The sequence below is a fragment of the Staphylococcus sp. LKG4-2 genome (genome assembly GCF_050955665.1).
Lineage (GTDB): Bacteria > Bacillota > Bacilli > Staphylococcales > Staphylococcaceae > Staphylococcus > Staphylococcus saprophyticus.
Genome location: NZ_CP194532.1, coordinates 788,563 through 814,310 on the forward strand (window position 1 = coordinate 788,563; position 25,748 = coordinate 814,310).

The following is a 25,748-nucleotide window of genomic DNA, read 5'->3' on the forward strand; positions in this document are numbered from 1 at the left end:
ATGCGTTCATATTGAGTTCACATTGATAGCATAAACTCCAAATATAAGTTTTAAAGAAGGAGTTGAAAATGATGAAATTAGCATGGCAAGAAATCAAATATTATAAGTTTCGCTATATTTTAATCATGCTCATCATATTATTGTTAGGTATTATGGTGTTATTTATAAGTGGATTAGCTCAAGGATTAGCAAGAGAAAATATCTCAATGTTAGACAACATGAAATCCGAAAAGTATGTTTTACCAGATAATAAGCAACCACAAATTGAGAAGTCGATTATTAAACCAGAACAACAAAATAAAATTGAAGATATTACAGGTCAAGAACCATTAAAAATGGCACCTCAAACATTAAAGATTGATAAAAATGAAGAAGACGTCTTAATGATCAATACGGTTAAAAACGAAAAACCTGAATTAAAAGCAGGGCATTATCCTACTAAAGACAATGAAGTGGCAATTAATAATAAACTTACTGCTGATAGTATTAACGTAGGAGATAAAATTAAACTTAAAGATGGTAAAGCATTAAAAGTATCAGGTGTACTCAATGATACGATGTATTCACATAGTTCAGTTGTGATCATGAGTGATAATGGATTTAACACATTGAATAAACAAGCTAGCACTATTTATCCAGTTAAAGATTTATCAAAATCAGAGCAAGAGAAAGTGAATGATATTTCTGGCGTGAAAGTATTTACAGAAAATGACATAACAAGTGAAATTCCAAGTTATCAAGCAGAACAAGCGCCATTAAATATGATGATTGTAAGTTTGTTTGTTATTTCAGCGATTGTACTTAGTGCATTCTTCTATGTTATGACAATTCAAAAAATACCAGAAATTGGAATATTAAAAGCGATTGGTATGAAAACAAAACACTTATTAAGCGCATTAATTATTCAAATATTAATTACGACGATGATAGGCGTGATTATATCAGTTGCTATTATTACGGGATTGTCATTCTTAATGCCAGTATCTATGCCATTCCATGTTACAACATCAAATCTACTGTTAGTTGTAGGTGTATTTATTATTGTTGCTATAATTGGAGCAATATTATCATTTATCAAATTATTTAAAGTAGATCCTATCGAAACAATTGGAGGTGGAGAATAATGAGTTTACAAGTTAAAGATATTAAAAAATCATTTGGTAATGGCCAATCAGAAACCCCTGTATTAAAAGGTATCAATTTCAATGTGAATGAAGGCGAATTTGTTATTCTTAATGGTGCATCTGGATCTGGTAAAACGACATTATTAACTATTTTAGGTGGTTTACTTTCACAAAGTAGTGGAGATATTTTGTATAATAATCAACCTTTATTTACTAGAGATAGAAAGGCTTCAGAATTAAGGTTAAATGAGATTGGCTTTATCTTTCAATCGTCTCACTTAGTACCATATTTAAAAGTAAAAGCACAATTGACAACGATTGGTAAAGAGGCAGGAATGACTATGCAAGAAGCTAATCAAAGGGCAGAAACTTTACTAAAACAAATAGGACTAAACCATCGCTTGACTGCCTTTCCTCATATGCTGTCTGGTGGGGAGAAACAACGTGTGGCAATTGTGAGAGCACTAATGAATCATCCTAAAATTATCTTAGCTGATGAACCGACTGCAAGTTTAGATGCGGAACGTGCGACGGAAGTTATTGAAATGATCAAAAATCAAATTAAAAGTAAAAAAATGATTGGCATCATGATTACTCATGATAAACGTTTATTTGAATATGCTGACAAAGTCATTGAATTAGATGATGGCGTTATTACCAATGCCTAAATGATAGATGTGTTATTTTAGATACAATGCAATAGGGCGTTAAGATAAAACGGAATGTATACTTAAAGTATTTAATTTATTACATCCGCAAATAGTATAAATAAAAATCTGAGACATTTAGTGATGTCTCAGATTTTTTTATTCACTCAATGACGCGTAGCGATACAGTGGACATATTTAAAATATGTTATAAAGGGATACTTGGAATAAACCAATATGCGATTATGCATATGAAAAATAAAGCTGCAAAATAAACCGTTAATAATAATTTATATTGATACATTAATGCTAAGAAATCACGAATTAATGCAATTTCAAAAAAATGATAAGGTGTATGACTTCCAACTCCAGTTAATTTTAAATTGAATTTTTGTCCAAAGCGTAAAGCACGCATAATATGAAATTGACTTGTGACACAGACAATTTTAGGGACACATTCGAAGTGGCTCTCAATGAGTGATTTAGAGAATTGGATATTCTCTGACGTACTTGTGGATTGATCTTCTAACATAATATGATTTGATTCAACCCCATGATGTATTAAATAGCGCTTCATGGCTAGCGCTTCGGAGATGGGTTCATCGGGCCCTTGTCCGCCGCTCACAATAAACTTAGCATTTGGTTGTTGCATATATAAAGTTAAAGCACGATCCAAACGGCTAGCTAACATAGGCGTTACATTTTCTGTAAATATACCAGCACCTAGGACAAGTATGACATCGAAGTCAGGTTTATTATTCAGATTTAAAAAGTTCGACGAACACATCATGTAGCAAATAAAAGTGAAAAGCGCGCTAAAAGATATAGCTGAAATCCATAGAAAGATAACGTTAATACCAATAGGAATCAAACTAATGTAAAAGCATGCAAGCGTGAAAACAACGAGCTTAAAAGCCACATAATAGAGACGTTTTAAGAAAAGGGCACTCATGCGATTTTGCATTAAATGCTTATGTTTGATGTGTAATAATAGAGCGCCTAAGGACATGACAACAAGAATATCTATAGGTAGCGTATGCTCACCAATATGTATAATAATGACAACATAACCTAATATTACCTGGGAAATATAGATTGAGAGATGTGCCGAATATTTGAAGTTAAAAAACATACACAAATATGTAAATAATATCATAATACATAAAGCCAAAGTTAACATACCCATGCCTCACTTCCGATTTTTATAGTATATTAAATGTAGTGTAATCTTTCGAAATAAGCAAATTTAATTATTAATACTAAGGTAACCAAGTAAAAATATGAATTAATATAAGTATAAGTTGCGAGTTTTAACTTTTATACATAATAAAATATTGATATCATTAACATAATATAAAAAAAACAAAATTAAATGATTTTTAATGGAACATTGAGGTGGCAGGTATGGTAAAAAATTTAGGTAATCATATTGAGTTTATGGGAGAATTCATTGATGATGTGAATACATTGATGGCGAAGTTACTGAAAGCATTGAGAGAAGAATATAAAATTTCAAAAGAACAAGCTAACGTGATTTTGATGTTAGAAAATGAAAAAGCAATGACTTTGACAGCAATTACAGAGAAACAAGGGGTTAATAAAGCAGCAGTTAGTCGAAGAATAAAAAAATTGATACAAGCTGAAGTTGTAGAATGGGATAAAGCCGAAGCGCATACAGATCAGCGTTTAAAATATATTAAGTTAACGGAAAAAGGTAAGCAATTCAATCGAGAAAGTAAATCTATCATCAACGATATCGTAAGTGACATGTTGCATGATTTATCAGATGAAGAAATCGAACAGGCGAGATATGTGCTCGAGATTATTGATCGTCGACTAAAGAATTTTAATTTAAAAAACCACACATAAATTTAGTTGACGTAACATACGATGAGTAAAAAGCAATCTTAAATATTGATCATTGACGTTATTGCGTCAATGCTAGTTTAATCGTGTTATTGGACTAACGATGTATATCATTTTTAGCATGCGTTACATATAATAAGGTAAGTAGAATAAAATAGGCAATTTATGTTTGCATATTGGATTAATTAAAGTAGCAACAGCAAGCTTACATATGGTTTCATTTTAATGTGTGTTAAAATAATGTGATGATGTATGAATTTAGAGATAAAGAGGTGATAAAATGCGAAAATGTCCTAAATGTGGGGGGAATATGAGAGATAAACAAAGTAAGTGTGGCCATTGTGGTTATGAAGTCACTGACAATCACTCAGAACAACTCACGCGTTCATTAAAAGATAAAAAAAAAGCGCAAATATAAAAGCACGTAAAATTATCCCCTGGGGAATTGCATTCTTTATCATTATCTTACTTATTATTATTTTCTTCTTATTAAAAAACTTCAATTCGCCTGAAGCACAATCAGAGTTGCTTATAAATGCAGTCGATAATAATGATACACAAAAGCTTTCTACAATCCTAAGTACACAAAACAATAGTGTGGATGAGACAGAAGCAACCGCTTATATTAAATATATAAAAAATGAGGTTGGGATGGACAACTTTGTAAAAGATGTGAATCAAAAAATCAAGAAGTTAAATGAGAGCGAGACCAAAGAAGCGGATTTTGTCACTGCTAAAAATGGAGAAAATGTATTGAGAGTTAGTAAAAATGGAAGACGTTATTTAATTTTTGATAACATGAGTTTTACGGCTCCTACTAAAGAAGCTATCGTCAAACCTAAATATGATGCGACATATAAATTTAAATCTGATGATAAACAAAAAACAGTCACTGCTGAAAAAAATAAAACGACAACAATAGGTAAATTTATTCCAGGTGATTACTTACTAGAAACTAAAAAAGAAACGGCTAATGGCCAATTTGATGGTCAGTTAAAGTTTAATTTTAATAATAGTAATAATGAAACGATAGATGTCAGCGAAGATTTTAACGAGGCATATATTCAAGTTGAATTAAGTGGCGCATCAGAAATAGATAAAGACACTGTAAAAGTAAAAATCAACGATAAAACTTACGATTATGCTAAAGCAAAAGAGATTGGTCCATATCCAAAAACAAATGATATTACTGTTTCTGCTGAAGGCGAAGCTAAGAAGAAAACATTTAAGTCAGCTGAAACGACAGTGAAAACAGATAATCTAAAAGATAAAACAAAAGTAACATTAAATTTTGATGATGATGAAATACAATCCTATGTAGATAAAAAAGAAAAAGAAGAGAATAGCTTTAGAAATAAGGTGACTAATTTTTTCGGTAATTTCACTACAGCGATGAATAGTGCACATAGTCAAAGTGATTTTTCTTTAGTATCATCTTATTTGAAGAAAAACACAGATAACTATAAGTCGACTAAAAGTGATGTGAATTCAAACCGTTTATTCTTTATACAACAACCACAAATAACAGAAATCATTAAACAAGGTAATACATTTTATGTAACTGGACAAGCTTTGAAAGAGAATGGTCAATATGGAGAAGTTGACTATCAATTACAAGGTGATGGAGATGCAGATAATTTAAAAGTAGTTAAATATTCAGAGTAATTAATAAAGGTATTTAATTGGTCTATATTATTGTAAGACCATATAATATTAAATAATTGGAATGAGGAAGAACGAGGTGCTTTTAACCTCGTTCTTTTTGTATAGAGAAATGAATATACAAGCAAGTATTTAAAAGTGGTAAGGTTAAAGCTATAATGGTGTTAATATGTATAAAATGATAAGAATAGAATTATTTTTAGGAGAACTTAAATGACTAATAAACAAACGCAGCACAAACAATCATTACTGTTTGTCATTATTTTAGGGGCTTTAACAGCAATCGGCGCTTTATCTATTGATATGTTCTTGCCTGGCTTACCTCAAATACAATCAGATTTTAGTACAACAACTTCAAATTCACAATTAACATTATCTCTATTTATGATTGGTCTCGCTTTAGGTAATTTATTTGTTGGTCCAATCTCTGATGCGATAGGTAGAAAAACGCCACTTGTTGTAGCCATGTCATTATTTACATTGGCAAGTATAGGTATTATTTTCGTCGATAATATTTGGCTCATGATTGCTCTAAGATTTGTTCAAGGTTTCTGTGGCGGTGCAGGTGCAGTCATATCACGCGCGATATCTAGTGATTTATATAGTGGAAAGCAATTAACAAAATTCTTAGCTTTACTTATGCTAGTGAATGGTGTGGCGCCGGTCATAGCACCTGCTCTAGGTGGCGTTATATTATCGTTCGCTACTTGGCGTATGGTCTTTGTTATTTTAACGTTGTTCGGTGTTTCAATGGTCATTGGCTCACTATTTAAAGTACCAGAATCTTTGGAATTAGAAGAACGAGACAGTCCACATCTTGGTAGTATATTTAAAAATTTCAAGCAATTATTAATTACACCTAGATTTGTATTACCGATGTTGATTCAAGGTGTAACATTTATTATGTTGTTTAGTTACATATCTGCTTCGCCATTTATTACGCAAAGTATTTATCAAATGTCGGCGCAACAATTTAGTATTATGTTTGCAGTCATAGGTATCAGTTTGATTATTTCTAGCCAATTGACTGGTAAAATGGTTGATTATATAGATCGACTAACTTTGTTAAGAATTTTAACCATAATACAAATTATTGGTGTAGCAGTCGTATCGATGACGCTAGTCATGCATTTATCAATGTGGTTGTTATTTATTGGTTTTGTTATTCTCGTAGCACCAGTTACTGGTGTGGCGACATTAGGCTTTTCAATTGCAATGGATGAACGCACTGGTGGTAACGGCAGTGCATCTAGTTTATTAGGATTAGTTCAATCCTTATTAGGTGGACTTGTTTCGCCTTTAGTCGGCATGATGGGTGAAGACAGTTATATACCATATATTACGATTATTATGATAGCTGGTATTTTGCTCATTATTTTGCAATGTATCAATTATTTTGTGTTTAAGTATGTACCATCTAAAAATAGTATTGAATAATTAAAGCGGTCGAGACACGTATCATGTCTCGACCGCTTTAATTATTTTAAAATGTTATGCTTATGCGCAATGACTCATATGATATTAGCGTCTAAGTTTTATAGCGTTTGCTAGTAAAATTTGTGCCAGTTCATCAGGTGTTTCGATACACTCTTCACGTATCCAAAAGTATATAATACCAATTTGTCCGCCAATAGCATACGTGACAAATTGTTTTTTCTTCAATACTGTCGTGTAATCGACAAGCATATTCGTATACGTCTCTTTAGTGATTTTTACATAATCCGTAAATAAATCTCGATTAGGGTGTGAGACAAATATGGCATGGAAAAATCCATAGTGACGTTTAATATAAGTTAATATGACTTTGAAAAATTGATAGAGTTTAAAATGATTAATTTCATTTTTATCGAAACTGAAGTATAGTGCATTTAATAATTTTTTATATTTTTGAAGATGATATGTTTGAATCGTAGATAAAAGATTATACTTATCTACAAAGTAATCGTAGAAGGTCGTTCGATTAATGCCACTATAAGCACAGATCATTTTAATAGTAATGTCTTCAAAAGGATGTTCTTCTAGCAAAGTAATCATATTTCGAATAATTTTTTCTTTAGCTTTCTGTTTCATTTTATCTCCTTCAAAAATTGCATACAATAACTTACCCGACACATTTTATAGAAGTGTCGGTGTTTTTTTAAATGTTATGTATCTATAATATATAAAGTGAATTTTAAAAGCAAATAGGAGGAAAGAGTAATGAAAAAAATGGTATTAATCAACATCGTTACCATTGTAGTTCTTGTGATTATAGGAGTAGTCGGTTTCCATTTTTATAATCAAGCTACAGGATTTGTAAGTACTGATAATGCGAAAGTAGATGGAGAACAAATTAAAATATCTGCACCAGCATCAGGTGAAATCAAATCATTCGATGTAAAAAACAATGAAAAATTAAATAAAGGTGATAAAGTTGCAGAAATTGCAGCTAAAGGTGAAGATGGCCAATCACAAAACATGGACGTTAAAATGCCACAAGATGGTACAATCGTAAAAACAGATGGTATGGAAGGTTCAATGGCGCAAGCAGGGACTCCAATTGCTTATGCTTATAATTTAGATGATTCTTACATTACTGCAAATGTTGATGAAAAAGATATTGCAGATGTTGAAGAAGGCAAAGATGTAAATGTAAAACTTGACGGCGAAGACGCTGAACTTAAAGGTAAAGTAGAAGAAGTTGGTAAAGCTACAGCTTCAAGTTTCTCAATGATGCCTTCATCAAACACTGATGGTAATTATACAAAAGTATCTCAAGTTGTACCTGTGAAAATTTCACTCGATTCAAAACCATCTAAAAATGTTGTTCCAGGAATGAACGCTGAAGTTAAAATTCATAAAAATTAAGGGGGGTCTTTAAATGACAATGACCTTCATTATAATTTACGTAGTCATAGCGCTCATTTTAGTTGGGTTACTTAATGTTTTTCTAACTAAAAGAAAACATAATAAAGTAAATCAACAAGTGGAACAAACAAAGCATGAAAGTCATGTTTCTAATGAAATTTATCAATCTAAATTTAAAGTGAACGATACGGAAGATTCTCAGGAATCATCCAAGGAGTCAAAAGCAACGAACGAAGATGATCGTGAAAATAAAGATGAGAATGATGAATTAAACACATTTTCTACTGATACCAATGATACAGAAGTAGAACAACAAGATGATTCAGATCATGAAGCGATCAATCCTAATTCAGAAGAAGCTAAAGTAAATGAAAAATTAAAAGAAAAGCATAGTACATTTATGTTTGGTAAAGGTACGACCCAAGGCAAAGTATTAATTGCGATGATCTTTGGTATGTTTATAGCTATATTAAACCAAACTTTACTTAATGTAGCGTTACCGATGATAAACACAGATTTCAATATTTCAGCTAATACGGGTCAATGGCTAATGACAGGATTTATGCTAGTAAATGGTATCTTAATTCCAGTCAGCGCCTACTTATTTAATAAATATTCGTATCGTAAGCTATTCTTAGTTGCGATGACATTATTTACGATTGGTTCTTTAGTCTGTGGACTGTCTGAATCATTTACAATCATGATGGTAGGCCGTGTATTACAAGCTATTGGTGCCGGTATATTAATGCCGTTAGGTACAAATGTATTTATGACAATTTTCCCACCTGAAAGACGTGGGGCAGCGATGGGTACGCTTGGTATCGCTATGATTTTAGCACCAGCGATTGGTCCAACATTATCTGGTTATATTGTTGAAAATTATCATTGGAATGTTATGTTCTATGGTATGTTCATCATTGGTTTGGTATCTTTAGCCATTGCTTATATTTGGTTTAGAGTATATCAAGTAACAACAAATCCAAAAGCCGATGTACCAGGAATTATCTTTAGTACGATTGGTTTCGGCGCGTTACTTTACGGATTCAGTGAAGCAGGTAACAATAGTTGGAGTTCACCTATCGTAGTCATTTCCTTAATATTAGGTGTTATCTTTATTATTGCATTTGTCATCAGAGAACTTACAATGCGTGTGCCTATGTTAAGTATGGAAGTATTAAAATACTCAGGATTTACGTTAACAACAGTCATCAATATGATCGTTACAATGAGTTTATTTGGTGGTATGATTCTTTTACCACTTTACTTGCAAAACTTAAGAGGCTTTACCCCAATTCAATCAGGTCTGTTATTACTACCTGGTGCCTTGATTATGGGTGTTATGGGTCCAATTGCTGGTAAATTATTAGACACAATTGGTATCAAACCATTGGCATTAGTAGGTACTGCAATCATGACTTATGCTACTTGGGAATTAACGAAATTAAATATGAATACGACTTATGGTCATTTAATGCTTATTTATATTATTCGTTCTTTTGGTATGAGTTTTATTATGATGCCAATTATGACAGCTAGTATGAATGCATTACCACAGAGATTAATTGCACATGGTAATGCCTTATCAAATACATTAAGACAACTTGCAGGTTCAATTGGTACGGCGTTATTAGTGACAGTGATGTCTACACAAACAACGCAATATGCTGCAGGTTACGCACAAGATTTAGATAAAACGAACCCATTTATTAAAGATCGTTTACAAGAAATGGCGCAAGCGTTAGGCGGCGAACAAATGGCAACTTCACAAGTGCTAGAATTTGTTCAAAAACTAGCTTCTATCAATGGTGTCAATAGTGCATTCTTAATTGCAACAGCGCTAAGTGCACTTGCATTTATTTTAAGTTTATTCTTAAAAGGTAAAGATCACTATATGTCTAAAGAAAATTAAATCATATTTTTTGATTAACATAAAAGCCGCCTCCAACTTAAATGTTGGAAGCGGCTTTTTCTTTTACAGTATGTTTTTAAATAGATGACGATAAGCTTATTTACGCACTATACGATTTCTGAAAAACATGCTAATTAATACGAGCGCGATACTACATCCTAACAATGTAAAAGCATTATGAATTGCATCAGCTTCAGTTAAGATTTGGGTAGGTTTAACTGAAATATAATATTGATTCATTGAGTCTGAAATTCTAGAAGCAATATTTTTAATTAGATAAGAAAAACCAAATGTAATGACTAACATAATCGCGATGACAAACATATTTACTACTTTTAATACGGTTCTGTTAAATAGTAAAGTAAAGAAAGTTAAGACTAAACTTAAAATACAGGCGATAAAGAACACGTAAAATACTAGGATTAATCGATCGATACTCGTTTGTAAATTATCGATTGAGGCGACATTAATATTTAAGTTAGAAATATCATTTATAGTAGTTTGGAAATTAGTGAGTTTATGAAAATTGATTGTCTCTTGCGCGAAGACTAAATTAAAAATAGGTTCCTTAAACATGCTATAACCCGTTATGGCCATTAAAATAAGGACAATAATCTGGATAAGCATACTTACCCAAGACTTTTTCTTTTTTTCAAAACGCATCCCACGTTGCATGGGTTCACTTGTTAGGGTATGTTCAAAATCTTTAAATTGATGGTTCTGTTCTGCCATAGGATACTCCTTTCATTACTGTAGAATGCTACATCTAAATATTTTATGACTTTTGTTTCTATTTTGTTATAATATGCAATAACTGTGATAACTAGTTATTGATAGATTCGATTATTAGGGAACTCAAATTATATTATAACTGTATTTTTTTGTCATTGTATTAATTTTACCATACTATGAATTTTGATTAGTAAGTAAAATGAAACATTCTAAATACTTGGAGAATAAACTTAGATTGGATGGATTATAAATGAAATCAAGACTGACAACTAAATTTGTGAATAAGTACCTCTTACCTCATAGATCTATTATTTTTAGTTCAGATGAAGCTTTTGAGCAATTTTTAAATGATCGCGAGAAAATTAATGAAAAAAAACATAAACAACCTGAAACATTGAATGTTAAATCTGATTTAGATAAACAAATGCTAGGGGATATTCAAGTCTTTAGATTTCGTTTTAGACATAGCCACGAAAGAAAATTACTCTATATACACGGTGGTTATAATACATTGCAGCCATCTGCTTTTCATTGGAGATTTATGGATAAGCTTTCATTAAGTACATTAAGTGAAGTTGTCATGCCAATCTATCCAAAGACACCTGAGTTTCATATAGATGATACTTATAATGCTATATTTGAGATGTACAATAAATTGCTAACTGAAGTGGATAGTGATGCTATTGTCATTATGGGAGATGGCACTGGTGCTGCTTTAGCACTAAGTTTTGTGCAACAACTGAAGGAAAAACAACGCCCTTTACCAAGTAAATTATATTTGTTTTCACCGTTACTAGATGCCCAATTGGATAATGAAGGTATCACGGAATCACTAGATAAAAAAGATGTCATCGTTGATAAAGATGGCGTACAACGCATTTTAAACGTATGGTCTCATAATCTGCCATTAGACGATGCACGTGTGTCACCAATTTATGGAGAACTGACAGATTTGCCACCGATATATATGTTTGGCGGTGCATACGAAATTTACCTCCCAGACATGCAAAGATTTGCACATATTTTAGCAGATAAATCACAAGAAATACATTTTTATGAATATAAAAGAATGATTCATGCTTTCCCCTTATTACCTATAAGAGAGTCTCATAAAGTGGTTAAGCAAATCGTAGAAACGTTAAAAGATGAATGAACAGATAACTAAATATTTTAAAACAAGCTGAAACATGGATGTCAAAGCTTGTTTTTTTATAATCATTAATAAAATGCTATATGGCTAGAAATAGCGAATCTAAATGCATATATGGTTGTCATACAACGACCTGTGATTAGGTTGTGATTATAGTTTTATAGCTTTACGCTACATTAGGTTTGTTGCACATGTCATTAAAATGTTTGGTTTAATATCGTTGTGTGAACTGTGTCGATAATTAATTTTTGACCCATTAATGAATAATGATGTGCAAGTACTACATCATAGTCTTCGGTGGGTAGCGCAAGGGTTTTAAACTTAGCTGCAGATGATTCGAATGATTTGATGACTTGAGTGCTAAATTCCGTAAAATTAAGCTTGAAAGCTGCATCGTCAGAATCATTTTTTAATATTGAATCTATGGCATCAATCGCTTTCTTCTGACCTTGTAAATAACTGATATCTAAACCACGTTTAATTAATTTATTGTCTGGTCCGTTTAATACAAGTTGCTTACTTTGATTTAATTCGCTTAATTCATATTTAGTATCATCGAATAAATCATACAATTGTGATGCTACTGCTGAATGTATATGATTTGTCATAGTAATATCTAAACTCCTTTTCTTGAAATCCGAATACGATGGCCTAATTGTTTTGGCCATTCAATTAATTGTTGATTATCATAATAATTGATAATTGCTTGTGCAAATTGTTCTGGGAAAGGTGCAGTTTTATTAGTTGCACGATTAATACCTAACATGAGTGCTTCATTCGTAGCAACTTTTGAACCATGTTCATTTGTCATTATGGAAAAGAAATGGACGCTTTTTTCATTATAATCATATAAATAGATGGTAATGTGATAGCGTTCGTTTTTCTTTAATTCAGAAAGGTAGGCCGTGTGTTCTTCAACTGTAAATAGTGTATAGTTTAAGGCTTCACGCTCTTCCAAGGATAATCCGTGTTGATAATTGAATTGGTTAATGGCATCGCTAAAGACCATATTATAATGAGCATCATGCATGTGACCATTGTGATCAATCATATCTTCGTTCACTTGCTGAATCACTGTGAAAGGATTTTTCATGAATACAACTCCTCAAAGTTTGAAAATATATAATTAAAGTTTAACATGTTTTAAAGTATGCTTAACGAAATAAATCTAAAACATACACACATACTATTTCATGGTAAAATAAAGGAAACGATTTCGGGAGGGGAATAATGAGTATAACGATTAAATATCAAACTTCTGAACAACCTTTCGTTCAGGTAGCTCACTATAATGAAATACCAAAAGAAGCTACGCTGATTTGGTATGATTTTAATGACCCAACGGAAACTGAAAACGAAGTATTACAATCACAATTTAAATTTAATAAACTTGAAATTGAAGATACGATAAAAGGGACACCGAGAGCAAAATATAAGGCCTATGAAACATATCAATATCTCGTCTTTCATAGTATGGATACCCCTTTTAATAGGGATAAAGCGTTAAATTTGTTTATCAAAGATAATATTTTGATTACATACCATCACAAACCATTTTCAATATTAGAAGATGTAGAACAAATGATTAAACATCAATTTAATAAAGATTTAGATACGTCTGATGTGGCACTGTATATTTTAGATAAATTGGTAGATGATTATTTTAAACACATTTATGACATCGAAGATAAAGTGTTTGAATTCGAAGACCAAAATTTAAACAGTCAATCCATTAAAGGTATCATGGAAGATGTATTTAAAATTCGTGGTGACATTATTAAATTGAAACGCATTATATACCCTATGAACGAATTAATAGATAATATTAAAGAAAGTAAGCTATTACTTGTAGATAGTAAAAATCATATGTATATTCAACATATAGAGGATCATATTATTAAACAACAAAGTATTTTAAAAACTGCACAAGAAGTGACAACTGAAATAAGAGATAATTATTCGTCCTATACCTCATTTAAAATGAATAGTGTGATGCAAATACTGACCCTAGTATCTGTGATATTCTTACCATTAACGTTAATTACAGGTATATATGGCATGAACTTTATCAATATGCCTGAGTTAAAGTGGCATTATGGTTACTATATTGTATTAGGTATTATGTTGGCGATCAGTGCAGGATGTATTTATTATTTTAAAAAAGAAAAATGGTTTTAGTATGTAATTTAAGACATTATTTAATATATCAAAGCATTATAAAATGATTGAAAGTAGGAGCAAAAGATGAGCGATAATAAAAGAGAACAAAGAAAAAATGAACATGTAGAAATTGCGATGGCACAAGGAGATGCCACGATTTCTGATTTTGACGAAATACGATTTGTACATCATTCAATTCCTAGTGTCGATGTCGATGATATTGATTTAACAAGTCAGTTAAAAGACTTCACACTAGATCAACCTTTATATATCAATGCTATGACTGGTGGTAGTGAATGGACGAAGCAAATCAATGAAAAATTGGCTGTAATAGCACGTGAAACTGGTATCGCTATGGCAGTTGGTTCTACACATGCTGCATTAAGAAATAGTAAAATGGCATCATCTTTCAGTATTGTCAGAGATACGAATCCGGATGGTATTATTTTCAGTAATGTTGGTGCAGATGTCCCTGTAGATAAAGCGGTTGAATCTGTAAAATTACTCGATGCTCAAGCACTGCAGGTTCATGTGAACGCTCCACAAGAACTTGTAATGCCAGAAGGTAATAGAACGTTTTCTACTTGGATGGAAAACTTAGCACAAATCGTCTCACGCGTAGACGTGCCAGTGATTGTAAAAGAAGTAGGATTTGGTATGAGTAAGGAAACTATTAAGAGCCTCAATGAAATCGGTGTACGCTACGTCGATGTTAGCGGTAGAGGTGGCACAAATTTCGTGGATATTGAGAATGAAAGACGCACATACAAAGATATGGATTATTTAGGATTATGGGGACAAACAACAGTTGAATCACTGTTAGAAAGTGCTTCATATCAACAAGATATGGATATTTTAGCCAGTGGTGGTGTAAGAACACCTTTAGATGCAGTTAAATGTTTGGCATTGGGTGCAAGCGCAGTCGGGATGTCACGCCCATTTTTAAATCAAGTTGAAAACTATGGTATTACTGAAACACTTAATTATACTGAACAATTTACAGATCATATGAAGAAGATTATGACCATGCTTGATGTCAAAACAATAAAAGATTTAAAACAAACGCAAATGGTATTTAGTCCTAAATTACAGTCATGGATTGAACAAAGAGGTTTAGACATCAGATAATTTGAAAAGTTCAAAATAATAGAATAAAACGAAATTAAGCAAGCCACGGCAAAAATGCTCGGCTTGCTTAAATGTGTGATAAGGGATTGGAGTATAAATGACAAGTACTTATACAAACACTTAAATTACTTGCTACAAACTGTCGACAAAATCTTTGATTTTGTTGGCAGTTTTTTTACCCATAATTTTCACGGGTGCTGTCTTAGCATGTAATCTTCAACAAGTACTATACTCACAATTTCGGCATAAATCACTATCAATGTAATAGTATATAAAATAAACATGATTGGTATTTATTGTATTAAATAAAGCAAATAATAAAAGCGCTCAATACAAAATAATTGTCATTTCTAAAAATATTTCAAAAAAGCTTAATAAGTGCTACTAAAATTTATTTGTAAGTTATCTATTTAAAGGCATTGATAAATATAGTCACTATTGGTACACCAAGTAGGTCAATTAAGAATGCACCGACAATTGGTACTACGAGATATGCTTTAGGAGATGCGCCATATTTTTTAGTGATAACATCTAAGTTTGCCATAGCATTTGGAGTTGCACCTAAACCATGACCAATAAAACCGCCTACCATAACTGCAGCATCGTAATTCTTGCCTAAGCCACGGAATAATACGATGACCGAGAACAGAATAATAAATAAAACTTGAACTAGTACGATGATGATTAACGGTATTGCTAATTGATATATTTCAGTAAGTTGAATACTCATTAAAGCAATGGATAAGAATAGGCTAAGTGATACATCACTGATACGATCAACGATTTTCATATCAATTATTTTTAGATTATTGTATTCTGAGATATTTCTGATTATGACAGCGACAAACATTGCACCAACATAAATAGGGATATTGATACCTGTTAAATCGGTAAATGTGTTTCCTAAATAGGATCCAATGGCCATACAAATAGCTACAATTGTAAATTGTAGTAAAAATACGGTAGTAGGCGCCATTCGATTGTGTAAGTATTCGTTTCTATCACTTTCAGAATAATCTTGCGTAGTTTCTTCTGCTTGTTCAGGCTTTAAGTTATATTTATTAATTAAAAATTTCACTACAGGGCCACCAATTAACCCACCTGCGACAAGACCCAGTGTTGCTGCGGCTAATGCTGCCGTTAATGCTGAATCGACACCTATGCCTTGTAACGTTTGTCCATATGCAGCTGCATTGCCATGACCGCCTTCCATTGACATAGAACCCGCAGTTAAGCCAAGTAATGGCGAAATATTGAGTACTTTTGCTAACGAAACACTTATTAAATTCTGACAAATTGCTAATATGCCACAGAAGATAAAGTAAAATATAAGTATTTTACCACCCAATTTTAGTAGTTTAAGCGAAGCGCCTAAGCCAATCGTTGTGAAAAATGCGAGCATAAAGAAATTCTGTATAAATTCTGAATCTAATTTGATTGTTAACAAACTTGCTGACTTCAAAATTGCGACAACAATTGCAAATAATAGTCCTCCGATTACCGGCGCTGGTATACATAATCTTTTCAAAATATTTACATGATTGACGATGTATACACCAAGTAAGTATAAAATACTTGCAAGTGCTAAAGTGGTAATTGCATCTAACTCTAGCATTAATAGACCCCCTTTATTTCATTAACTTTATGTAATTATTTAAATATGATTTCATATTAAGTAAACGTTTACAAAAATATACAAGCATCATTATACATTCTTTAAAACTAGAATGATAGTTTGACCTATAATAAAACAATAGTTGCCAATTTAAACAACCTATATAGTAAAGGAGAAAAAACATTGATCAGTACCTTGCAATGTACAGTAGTGTGTTATATTTTTAGCGTAAACTACTGAAAAATTTAGATGATACAGAACGACAAGATATTATTAATGAATATGACACGCATTTTTATAGTGGATTACAAGAAGGAAAAACCGAAGAACAAATCGCTGATGAATTAGGTAATCCGAGACAATTAGCGAAAGAATTAAATGCAAATGCTGCGATAGTCAAGGCTGAAAAAAGTAATAAATTAGGGGATGTGGGTCATGCTACATTAGCTGTTATGGGTTTAAGTATATTAAACTTTTTCATTATAACGATTCCTTTTATCATATTATTAAGTGTGGTTATTTCATTAATCATTACGACGATATCTCTCATACTCTCACCGATAGGTATTATAATTAAAGGTGCTATAGAAGGGTTTGAAGCAGTTGTCTTATTAGATGTTTTTGTGACAGGCACGATGTTTGGTTTAGGACTCATACTATTCGTCATTACTTATCTTATTACAAAAGGATTTTATGTACTTTGTGTTAAATATCTAAAATGGAATATCCATGTAGTGAAAGGAAGTGCTACGAGATGAAAAAATCATTGATATGGATATTTGATATTGGTTTAGTCATAACAGTGATTTGTGCAGTAGGTGCAGTTCAACAATTTAAAATTGAACATAAAAAAGCAAATCAAATTACAACGAATTTTAATGAAACTTATAATAATAAAAGTATTAAAGGATTAGATTTAGATTTAAAACATAGTAATGTGAAAATAAAAGAAGGTAAAACGTTTAAGGTATTATCAAAAGGTTCTAATGAAAAAATCAAGATTCATGCAAAAGTTAAAAATGGCAACTTAACGGTAAGTGACCACAAAGGACAATCAAATGTGGATATTTCGTTTTTAGACATGCGATATAATGATATGACTATATATGTTCCTCAAGATTTAGAAAATTTAAAGGTACATTCAGATGATGGTAGTACAACTTTAAATGATATCAATGCGGATAAAGCACAGTTGAATACAGATGTAATGGATTTGACCATCAATGATAGTAAGTTCAATCAATTGGTTGCGTCTGGTGATACATCAGACATTAAACTGAACAAAACGCAATTTCAACACGGTGATTTCAAAACGGATACCGGTGATATTTTAATGAAAGATACACCAGCGGATAAACCTATGCAAATTAAAACAGATACTGGTAATGTAGAGTTAATATATGGTAAGGATAAACCTAAAAACAGTCAAATTGAGTATAGTAGTGATACTGGTAATTTAAATATTGAAGACAAACAATTTGAAAATAAAAAAGTCGGTAACGGCCATCATGTGATCATGATTAAGACAGATACGGGTGATGCGTTAATTAAATAAATAATATGCTTATTTTAAAGGGATAACGTCAATTCAATGACATTGTTCCTTTTTTGATTTACTATATATCGTATGAAAATACTAGGTTATAAGGAGTATATATATGGAACAGTCGTTACGAAGTGAAAAACAATATGGGGCGTTAGCCTTATTGCCGTTGCTGATATTCTTAATTTTATATATTGGCGTAGGGATTACTTTCACGATAATGGGTAAAGAGGATGCGTTCGATCAGTTACCGAGACATGTGGCAATCATGATAGGTATTGTGATTGCGTGGACTTGCTATGATAGGAAAACAGCATTCACAAAAAAAGTACAAATTTTTACTGAACATGCTGGTAATTCAGGCATAGTAAATTTAGGATTAATCTTACTACTCGCGGGTGCATTTTCTACTGTGACTTCAGAAATGGGTGGCAAGGCTGCGATGGTTAATATGGGTCTGTCTGTTATTCCACCAAGTTTACTCATCCCCGGTATATTTATCATGAGTGGTTTTGCGGCCTTAACATTAGGGACTTCAACTGGTGCACAGGCAGCATTCATTCCTGTTGGTGTTGCAGTCGCACAAGCTGCAGATTTAAGTGTTGCAGCGGCGGGTGCAGCGGTGATCGCAGGTGCATATTTTGGAGATAATTTATCTATTATATCTGATACGACGATCGCAGCAACAAATGGTGTCGGTGCGAAAATGAAAGATAAATTTAAGATGAATGTCTTAATTGCTTTACCGGCAGCTATTATTACAGCTATTTTTTATGCTGTTGTAGGAGGAACAGGTAAAGTAGAAGGAGATTTAAGTTTTAATTTTATCAATATTTTGCCTTATATTTTCGTCTTGATAGCAGCGATTGCTGGTCTTGATGTAATACTTGTATTAATTATTGGTATCGTTATGGCTGGCGTACTTGGCATGGTGCAAGGTCAAATGGGCGTATTTCAATTTACAAAAGCAATAGGTGATGGTATGGAAAGTATGTTCACTATTTTCCTCGTTGCTTTCTTAGTATCAGGTCTTGTGGCATTAATTCGTTACTACGGTGGTATAGATTGGATTATTACAGCTATGAAGGCAAAAGCAAAAGGGCGCAAGAGTGCTGAGTATGTTATCAGTTTAATGTCTGGGGTGCTTTCAGCAGCTTTATCACACAATACATTGGCTATTATTATTTCTGCGCCAATTGCAAAAGAAATCGGTGACGAGTATAAAGTACCACCAAAACGTATGGCAAGTTTACTAGATATTTTCGCGTGTTGTGCATTAATGGTATTACCACATGACTCAGGGATGTTAATGGTAGAACAATACGGTGATGTATCTTACTTAGAAGTTTTAAAATATTCATTTTATCCTGTGATTTTTGTAATTTGTACAATCATTACAATTCAATTTGGACTATTGGATCGAGATAAAAAGCAAAAATAGCATAAATATATCTGTCTCTCATTAGACACTTACTTTATGTTTTGGAAAAGAACTATATAAGTAAAGGACATTCAATATGCGTTTTAAAAACGTATTCTGAATGTCCTTTATTTTTTTATATGCGCCAAGTATATTCTGGTTGTCGCATGTCTGATTTCTTCATTCGTGAAATATATGGGTTTCCTTTTACAGTGAATCTTAATGGCTTGTGTGTCCATTCCCCTTTGTTAGGTATGCCAATACGGCCACTTGCTTCAATTTCTTTAGGATACTTACGATTTTTTGTATCAATTTTTAGCCGACCTTCATTCAATTTGGATCCGTCTAAATGTCTAGGTATGTTAAACGCCTTAGTCCATTTACCTGGGCCATTAGTCAGTTCGAAACCGTTCTTTCCTCGATTAATAGCCATTAACTCTATACCTTCTTCGGGTTCTATTGCCCTAATTAATACCCCTTCAGGTTGGCCTTCCAATTGGGTAACGAAATTAATGAGTAGATGTGTATGCATGACATGGGCATAAATAGTGCCGCCTTGTTTATACAATGATTCAACTTTAGGTGTTCTCTTTCCGTTATAACCATGGGCAGCACGATCTTTTGTTCCTATATATGCCTCTGTTTCTACAATATAACCTGTAAAGGTTTGTAGTTCATCGTGGTAGATGATTCTTACGCCGAGTAAGTCTTTAGCAATTGTTACGGTATCGCGTTGTAAAAAATCCATTAGATGCCCTCCACTTTTAATAATATGAAATTAAATTTTTTTAAATGTTTTTAAAATATTTGTAAAATTGTGTTACTATGTACATGATTATTTGTTACACTAATTATTATAAGATTAATAGGAATTAGCATATGCTTTTGGTTAAAGTCTAGTATATGACAAAACTTATTGAAAACAAAATGAATATGAAATGAGGGGAAAGTATGGAACGAAGCATTGGATTTGGTCAGGCACTCAAATTATTTTGGAAAAACTATGTTAATTTCAAAGGCCGTTCACGTCGTAGCGAGTACTGGTTCATGGCATTATGGAACATCATCTTTATGATGCCAGCATTGATTTTGTATATCATCGGTTTAATAATGACTGTATCAGGCGCAGCATCAAGTTCTGAAGAATTGGTTGCTATAGGAGTTATATTATTATTCTTATCGATTTGTTACGCATTAATATACAGTTTGGCAACATTAATTCCAGGATGGGCACTTTTAATCAGAAGATTTCATGATACGGGAAGAACCATGCTCATGCCATTAATATATCTAGGTGTTATTGTTATAAGTTATCCGGTGCTATTTGTAGTGAATATTCAAGATCCTGAATATAATAATCCAGTATATATCATATTTTTTGCTATTATTTTCCTTGTCTATATAGCACTTGGCATCTACATGCTAGTGATTTGTTGTCTTGATAGTGAAAGAAAAACGAATAAATATGGTGCTAGTCATAAATATGGCAATCATATTAAATCATCTACTAACACATATGCAAATCAAGACGCACCTATACACGAAGACACAAATGTGAAACACGTGAATAGTGAAGAGAATGCTTTCAGTGAAGAAGTTAACACTAGTGATGAGAACGCTACTAAAAAAGACGATAATTTTAAATATTAAATGCCATAAATTATAAAGAGGGTTGTTTCATATAATTGAAACAGCCCTCTTTATAATTTAATTAATGTAAGATAATTGTGGATATTCTTTACCAAGCAAATCATGCAAGGCTTTATAACGATCAAATAAAAGCGCATACTGTTTAACTTTTTTAGCTTCTGGTTGTTTACGATAATAAACAGGTTGCTTCATATGTTTGACAGTTTCTTTTAAGCTTGGATAAGCGCCACCAACATTTGCACCCAACATAGCTGCACCAAGCGCTGTAGCGTTACTTGAATCAATAACGACCACTTCTTTATTTAGCACATTAGCATAAATATCAACTAAAAGTTCACTTTTTATAGGAATACCACCGGCAGCATATACTGTTTCTACGGGAATGTGGTTGTTTTCAAATTGTTGCATAATCATTTTTGTTCCGAACGCTGTAGACTCTAAATAAGCTTTGTGTATCATTTCAAATGGTGTTTGCAGTGTTAAACCAAAGATACTACCTGTTAGCTTACTATCACTTAAGATACTACGGTTACCATTATGCCAATCGAGTACGGTTACATGCTGTTTATCTATTGATATATCAGCAGCCAGTTTCTCTAAGTATCCAAGGATAGAAAGGCCTTGTTTTTCAGCTTGGTCTACATAAGATTTTGGTGCGAGGCTGGCAGAATAATTAAATAAATCACCAACAGCAGCTTGTCCAGCTTCATATGCATAAAGATCTGGAATGATAGCATCTTTAACTGAACCAGTAATTGCAGGTATGGGTTCTTGTTTTGGATCGAGCATCAGATGGCATGTACTTGTACCGATAACAGGCGTGAATTCACCTTGTTCAATTGCGCCGACACCGAGTACACCGGAGTGCGCATCAATGATATACGGAGAAATTTGTACTTGTTCTGTAAGGCCCCATAGATTTTGATAATATGGGCTCAAACTACCAGCGCTTTCACCGATATTGACTACGGGTGCTTCGCATTTTGTTTTAACAATTTCTGGTAATTCCTGATCGATAGCTTCAAAAAAGGAATAATTGAAGCCATCTGTTTCGTTATAAAAGCCTTTAAATCCAATGCCACAATTAGAGCGAATATTTTTATCAGTTAATAAACTGACTAAATAATCTCCAGCTTCCATGATATAGGCACTACGTTCTAAAACTTCTGGTGCTTTGTTTTTAACTTCTAATATTTTAGGAATCATCCATTCACTGTTTACGTTATGACCATAAAAATTTAACCAGGATGGGTTTACCTTATCACTTACTTGTTTCATGTAGGTTGCTTCATCTTGAGCGCCATGATGCTTCCACAGTTTCACATAAGCATGCGGTTGATCTTCTAAATCTGGATGTAAATGTAAAGGTTTGAAGTCATCATCTAAGAACACGATGGTACAACTGGTGAAATCTATACCAATGCCAATGATGGACTTAGGATCAACTTGACTATCTTTTAAGACGTACTGAACGCCTTCCTCCAATATAGAAGTGTAGTCTGCTGCATGTTGTAAAAAATAATTGTGCGGTAATTCGGTACCATTTAATGATTCTGAAATGGTGCCATGTGGATATTCTTTTATATATGTAGAAATAATTTCACCATTTGTTGTATCTACTAAAAATACGCGCCCTGAAGCGGTACCATAGTCGATGCCGATACTATATGTCATGATTGCATTGCCCCCTAATCAGTTTGTGGAATAAGCCTAGAGACTTCATTTATCTTTATGATAGTGCTTACATATTATAATGTAAAGTTAAGATCATTGTGATATTGGATTATTGAGAAATACAGTCTTATTAATATAAATATGTGTGATTTATTTAAAAATGTATATTTCAAAAGACAAATGGTATCATCAGAGTAGAGGATTTATATAAGAAGGGTGGCGAAATGGTATGTCATTAATAATTGACCATGTAACAAAAAAGTATAAAAATTTTACTGCTGTAAACGATATGTCACTTTCCTTAGAAAAAGGAAAGATGCTAGGATTTTTAGGAAGAAATGGCGCTGGGAAAACAACCACATTTAGAATGATATTAGGATTGACACCCATTACAAAGGGAAGCATCACATATAATGATAAAGTAATCGATCGCTCGTTATATAATCGTATTGGTTATTTACCAGAAGAACGTGGCTTACATCCTAAGATGAAAGTAGAAGACGAATTACGTTATTTAGCTACATTAAAAGGCATGGCATCTAAAGATATTACAAAAGCAATTGATTACTGGTTAAAACGATTTGATATTACAGAAAATAGAGAAAAGAAAATCGAATCACTTTCTAAAGGGAATCAACAGAAAATTCAATTACTAGCAAGTATGCTACATGATCCTGAGTTGCTTATTCTTGATGAACCATTTAGTGGTTTGGATCCAGTGAATGTTGAATTGCTAAAGTCGGCGGTTCAAGACTTAAACAATGCAGGTACGACAATTATATATAGCTCTCATAGAATGGAACATGTTGAGGAACTATGCGATAACGTATGTATTTTAAATAAGGGAGAGCTTGTTGTATCGGGTCCAATTGATGAAGTGAAAACGAATCATGGCAACAAACGTGTAGTCATTGAAACAGATCACGAAATGCCAGAAATTGATAAAGTAGATGGCGTCCTAGAGGTAGACAGAAATAAGAGAGAGATTAAAGCAATGATAGAGACAGAATCCGTCGCAGAACAAATTTATGACATAGTGAAACAATATGGCTTTGTGAAACGATTCCAGGTAGTAGAACCTTCACTAAATGAAATATTTATAGACAAAGTAGGTGACGTTAATGGATAAATTTTTAGCAACATTTTCACTGACGTACAAGAACAAAGTCAAGACGAAATCATTTATGATTTTTACTGGATTGGTTATTGTCTTAATGCTCTTAGCATCTAATATGAATAAGATTATTGATTTGTTTGATGATGGTCCTGATAAAGTCGGTGTTGTTTCATCTGACAATGAAATTTATAAAATAATAAAAAGTCAAGGTGATCAACTGGACGAGGGGGCTACATTTAAAAAAGTTTCAGAGAAGCAAGCTAAAACGCAAGTTCAAAACGAAAAATTAGATAAAGCATACATTATCAAAATGACAGATGATAATAAACTTTCTGGAAAAATTTTAAGTAAAGATACAGTTTCAGAACAACAAAAACAAAAATTAAAAGCTTCTTTATCAACAATTCAAACACAACTCGTCGCAGCGAACTTGAATTTGTCCCAAGGGGAACTGAAACAATTGCAATCACAAAGTAAAGTTACGTCAGAAGTCATTGCTGATAAAGCAAGCAATTCAAATTTAAGTGAAGCGCAAAAAGGCTTTAACACAATAATGGTATACGCAGGACTGATGTTGATATTCTTTATTGTCTTTAATTATGCAAGTCAAGTAGCGATGGAAATTGCTACAGAAAAAACGTCACGCGTTATCGAAATGATTATTACGAGTGTGAGTCCAGTCACACATATTTTAGCTAAGATTTCCGGTGTGATTGCTGTGGCATTTACACAGATTATCATATTTGTAGCGGCAGGCTTAATATGTTTCTTCGTATTTGATATAAGTGATATGTTGAAAGGATTTAAAATTGAACCAAACGAGTTAACGATGCAAATATCTATTGTAGGTATCGTTTCACTAATTATTGGTATCCTTTCATATATTATATTAGCAGCTATTTTGGGATCCATTACGGCACGTATTGAAGATATCAACCAAGCGTTGATGCCGATGACACTATTCAGTATGATTGCATTTTATATCTCGTTATTCAGTGTGATGAATCCAGATACAATGCTTACAAAAATCACTAGTTTTATCCCGCTATTGTCTCCGTTCGTAATGTTTGTACGTTCAGCGTCACCTGATGTTGCAGTTTGGGAGATTGTTGTGAGTGTTATTTTATCCATTATTACCATTTTTATTTTATTATGGATTGCTGTAAGAAGTTACAAAAATACGATTTTGAGTTTTGATAAAGGCTTTATGAATGCAATGAAACGTATTTTTAAAAGAAGTTAAACGCATGAATACCTAATAGAGTGAGATAGAAAATTATTTTTTCTAAGCAAATGGCGTTGCGTGATCTCTAGATAACATGACTAGATTGTGAAATGGGCTGAGGCATGATAGACGTCTTAGCTCGTTTTTTTGTTATTAATTCATATAATTATTGATTGGAAGATGATGAATTTGTTGGGAATTAGGTAAAAATAGAAAAATGTATAACAATTTTCTATATAGTTTGATAGAATTTATGATTAGTATAGATAAATATTTGAA

Annotated in this window: 24 protein-coding genes and 1 pseudogene; 17 read left to right on the forward strand and 8 right to left on the reverse strand. The window is 32.5% G+C overall.

Going from position 1 to position 25,748, the window contains the following annotated elements; all coding sequences use genetic code 11:
• The first annotated feature begins 71 nt into the window (after positions 1-71).
• The gene (locus ACM6UH_RS03655) at positions 72-1,124 is read left to right on the forward strand and encodes an ABC transporter permease (protein WP_069793699.1); all 1,053 of its coding nucleotides are present in this window, start codon (positions 72-74) and stop codon (positions 1,122-1,124) included.
• Positions 1,124-1,792, forward strand: a complete 669-nt coding sequence (locus ACM6UH_RS03660) for an ABC transporter ATP-binding protein (RefSeq protein ID WP_011302494.1) — start codon at positions 1,124-1,126, stop codon at positions 1,790-1,792. The genes ACM6UH_RS03655 and ACM6UH_RS03660 overlap by 1 nt, the downstream gene beginning before the upstream one ends.
• A gap of 187 nt (positions 1,793-1,979) precedes the next feature.
• Here ACM6UH_RS03660 and ACM6UH_RS03665 read toward each other — a convergent pair whose 3' ends face one another.
• The gene (locus ACM6UH_RS03665; RefSeq protein WP_048787066.1) at positions 1,980-2,957 is read right to left on the reverse strand and encodes a YdcF family protein; all 978 of its coding nucleotides are present in this window, start codon (positions 2,955-2,957) and stop codon (positions 1,980-1,982) included.
• Between the two features lie 218 nt (positions 2,958-3,175).
• Here ACM6UH_RS03665 and ACM6UH_RS03670 point away from each other — a divergent pair, with 218 nt between their 5' ends.
• From ACM6UH_RS03670 to ACM6UH_RS03680, 3 genes are all read left to right on the forward strand, one after another.
• Entirely contained in the window at positions 3,176-3,640 is a 465-nt protein-coding gene (locus ACM6UH_RS03670; protein WP_011302496.1) for a MarR family winged helix-turn-helix transcriptional regulator, read from the forward strand.
• A 522-nt stretch (positions 3,641-4,162) separates the two neighbouring features.
• A complete protein-coding gene (locus ACM6UH_RS03675) occupies positions 4,163-5,302 on the forward strand; it encodes a TcaA NTF2-like domain-containing protein (RefSeq protein WP_433911994.1) in 1,140 nt (379 codons plus the stop codon).
• A gap of 210 nt (positions 5,303-5,512) precedes the next feature.
• On the forward strand, positions 5,513-6,736 hold the full coding sequence (locus ACM6UH_RS03680; protein WP_011302498.1) for a multidrug effflux MFS transporter: 1,224 nt from the start codon (positions 5,513-5,515) through the stop codon (positions 6,734-6,736).
• A gap of 84 nt (positions 6,737-6,820) precedes the next feature.
• Here the strand turns inward: ACM6UH_RS03680 and ACM6UH_RS03685 are convergent, their stop codons facing one another.
• Positions 6,821-7,369 (reverse strand): TetR/AcrR family transcriptional regulator, encoded by a 549-nt coding sequence (locus ACM6UH_RS03685; RefSeq protein ID WP_011302499.1) that lies wholly within the window; start codon positions 7,367-7,369, stop codon positions 6,821-6,823.
• 129 nt (positions 7,370-7,498) lie between these two features.
• Between ACM6UH_RS03685 and ACM6UH_RS03690 the strand changes: the two genes are divergently transcribed.
• Together ACM6UH_RS03690 and ACM6UH_RS03695 are read left to right on the forward strand one after the other, a co-directional pair.
• Complete coding sequence (locus ACM6UH_RS03690; RefSeq protein WP_011302500.1) at positions 7,499-8,146, forward strand: HlyD family secretion protein; 648 nt, start codon at positions 7,499-7,501, stop codon at positions 8,144-8,146.
• A gap of 13 nt (positions 8,147-8,159) precedes the next feature.
• Entirely contained in the window at positions 8,160-10,055 is a 1,896-nt protein-coding gene (locus ACM6UH_RS03695; protein WP_048787064.1) for a DHA2 family efflux MFS transporter permease subunit, read from the forward strand.
• 96 nt (positions 10,056-10,151) lie between these two features.
• Here ACM6UH_RS03695 and ACM6UH_RS03700 read toward each other — a convergent pair whose 3' ends face one another.
• On the reverse strand, positions 10,152-10,787 hold the full coding sequence (locus ACM6UH_RS03700) for a hypothetical protein (RefSeq protein WP_002482503.1): 636 nt from the start codon (positions 10,785-10,787) through the stop codon (positions 10,152-10,154).
• Between the two features lie 250 nt (positions 10,788-11,037).
• Between ACM6UH_RS03700 and ACM6UH_RS03705 the strand changes: the two genes are divergently transcribed.
• On the forward strand, positions 11,038-11,940 hold the full coding sequence (locus ACM6UH_RS03705) for an alpha/beta hydrolase fold domain-containing protein (protein ID WP_011302503.1): 903 nt from the start codon (positions 11,038-11,040) through the stop codon (positions 11,938-11,940).
• Between the two features lie 194 nt (positions 11,941-12,134).
• Here the strand turns inward: ACM6UH_RS03705 and ACM6UH_RS03710 are convergent, their stop codons facing one another.
• Together ACM6UH_RS03710 and ACM6UH_RS03715 are read right to left on the reverse strand one after the other, a co-directional pair.
• Positions 12,135-12,545 (reverse strand): hypothetical protein, encoded by a 411-nt coding sequence (locus tag ACM6UH_RS03710; RefSeq protein ID WP_433911995.1) that lies wholly within the window; start codon positions 12,543-12,545, stop codon positions 12,135-12,137.
• Positions 12,546-12,553: 8 nt separating this feature from the next.
• Positions 12,554-13,030 (reverse strand): thioesterase family protein, encoded by a 477-nt coding sequence (locus ACM6UH_RS03715; RefSeq protein ID WP_002482506.1) that lies wholly within the window; start codon positions 13,028-13,030, stop codon positions 12,554-12,556.
• A 137-nt stretch (positions 13,031-13,167) separates the two neighbouring features.
• Between ACM6UH_RS03715 and corA the strand changes: the two genes are divergently transcribed.
• On the forward strand, positions 13,168-14,115 hold the full coding sequence (corA, locus tag ACM6UH_RS03720; RefSeq protein WP_048787063.1) for a magnesium/cobalt transporter CorA: 948 nt from the start codon (positions 13,168-13,170) through the stop codon (positions 14,113-14,115).
• 66 nt (positions 14,116-14,181) lie between these two features.
• Complete coding sequence (fni, locus tag ACM6UH_RS03725) at positions 14,182-15,225, forward strand: type 2 isopentenyl-diphosphate Delta-isomerase (protein ID WP_048787062.1); 1,044 nt, start codon at positions 14,182-14,184, stop codon at positions 15,223-15,225.
• Positions 15,226-15,631: 406 nt separating this feature from the next.
• Here the strand turns inward: fni and gltS are convergent, their stop codons facing one another.
• The gene (gene gltS / locus ACM6UH_RS03730) at positions 15,632-16,840 is read right to left on the reverse strand and encodes a sodium/glutamate symporter (RefSeq protein WP_041079166.1); all 1,209 of its coding nucleotides are present in this window, start codon (positions 16,838-16,840) and stop codon (positions 15,632-15,634) included.
• A 236-nt stretch (positions 16,841-17,076) separates the two neighbouring features.
• Here gltS and ACM6UH_RS03735 point away from each other — a divergent pair.
• From ACM6UH_RS03735 to ACM6UH_RS03750, 4 genes and pseudogenes are all read left to right on the forward strand, one after another.
• Positions 17,077-17,202, forward strand: a pseudogene (locus tag ACM6UH_RS03735) (HAAS signaling domain-containing protein); the annotation flags it as partial.
• Between the two features lie 66 nt (positions 17,203-17,268).
• On the forward strand, positions 17,269-17,598 hold the full coding sequence (locus ACM6UH_RS03740; protein WP_371284690.1) for a hypothetical protein: 330 nt from the start codon (positions 17,269-17,271) through the stop codon (positions 17,596-17,598).
• Positions 17,595-18,395 (forward strand): DUF4097 family beta strand repeat-containing protein, encoded by an 801-nt coding sequence (locus ACM6UH_RS03745; RefSeq protein ID WP_048787060.1) that lies wholly within the window; start codon positions 17,595-17,597, stop codon positions 18,393-18,395. Before ACM6UH_RS03740 ends, ACM6UH_RS03745 begins: the two co-directional genes overlap by 4 nt.
• 103 nt (positions 18,396-18,498) lie before the next feature.
• On the forward strand, positions 18,499-19,824 hold the full coding sequence (locus ACM6UH_RS03750) for a Na+/H+ antiporter NhaC family protein (protein WP_037537845.1): 1,326 nt from the start codon (positions 18,499-18,501) through the stop codon (positions 19,822-19,824).
• A gap of 115 nt (positions 19,825-19,939) precedes the next feature.
• On the opposite strand, the gene ACM6UH_RS03755 is transcribed toward ACM6UH_RS03750, so the two are convergent.
• Positions 19,940-20,551: a DNA-3-methyladenine glycosylase gene (locus ACM6UH_RS03755; protein ID WP_002482515.1), complete on the reverse strand. Its 612-nt coding sequence runs from the start codon at positions 20,549-20,551 to the stop codon at positions 19,940-19,942.
• Between the two features lie 203 nt (positions 20,552-20,754).
• On the opposite strand from ACM6UH_RS03755, the gene ACM6UH_RS03760 reads away from it, so the two are divergent.
• A complete protein-coding gene (locus ACM6UH_RS03760) occupies positions 20,755-21,453 on the forward strand; it encodes a DUF805 domain-containing protein (RefSeq protein WP_011302510.1) in 699 nt (232 codons plus the stop codon).
• A gap of 57 nt (positions 21,454-21,510) precedes the next feature.
• Here the strand turns inward: ACM6UH_RS03760 and ACM6UH_RS03765 are convergent, their stop codons facing one another.
• Entirely contained in the window at positions 21,511-23,127 is a 1,617-nt protein-coding gene (locus ACM6UH_RS03765; protein WP_048787059.1) for a ribulokinase, read from the reverse strand.
• A 229-nt stretch (positions 23,128-23,356) separates the two neighbouring features.
• Here ACM6UH_RS03765 and ACM6UH_RS03770 point away from each other — a divergent pair, with 229 nt between their 5' ends.
• Positions 23,357-24,256: an ABC transporter ATP-binding protein gene (locus ACM6UH_RS03770; protein WP_037537848.1), complete on the forward strand. Its 900-nt coding sequence runs from the start codon at positions 23,357-23,359 to the stop codon at positions 24,254-24,256.
• Positions 24,249-25,487 carry an ABC transporter permease gene (locus ACM6UH_RS03775; RefSeq protein ID WP_048787058.1) on the forward strand — a complete coding sequence of 413 codons (1,239 nt, stop codon included), beginning with the start codon at positions 24,249-24,251 and terminating at the stop codon, positions 25,485-25,487. The genes ACM6UH_RS03770 and ACM6UH_RS03775 overlap by 8 nt, the downstream gene beginning before the upstream one ends.
• Positions 25,488-25,748: the final 261 nt, after the last annotated feature.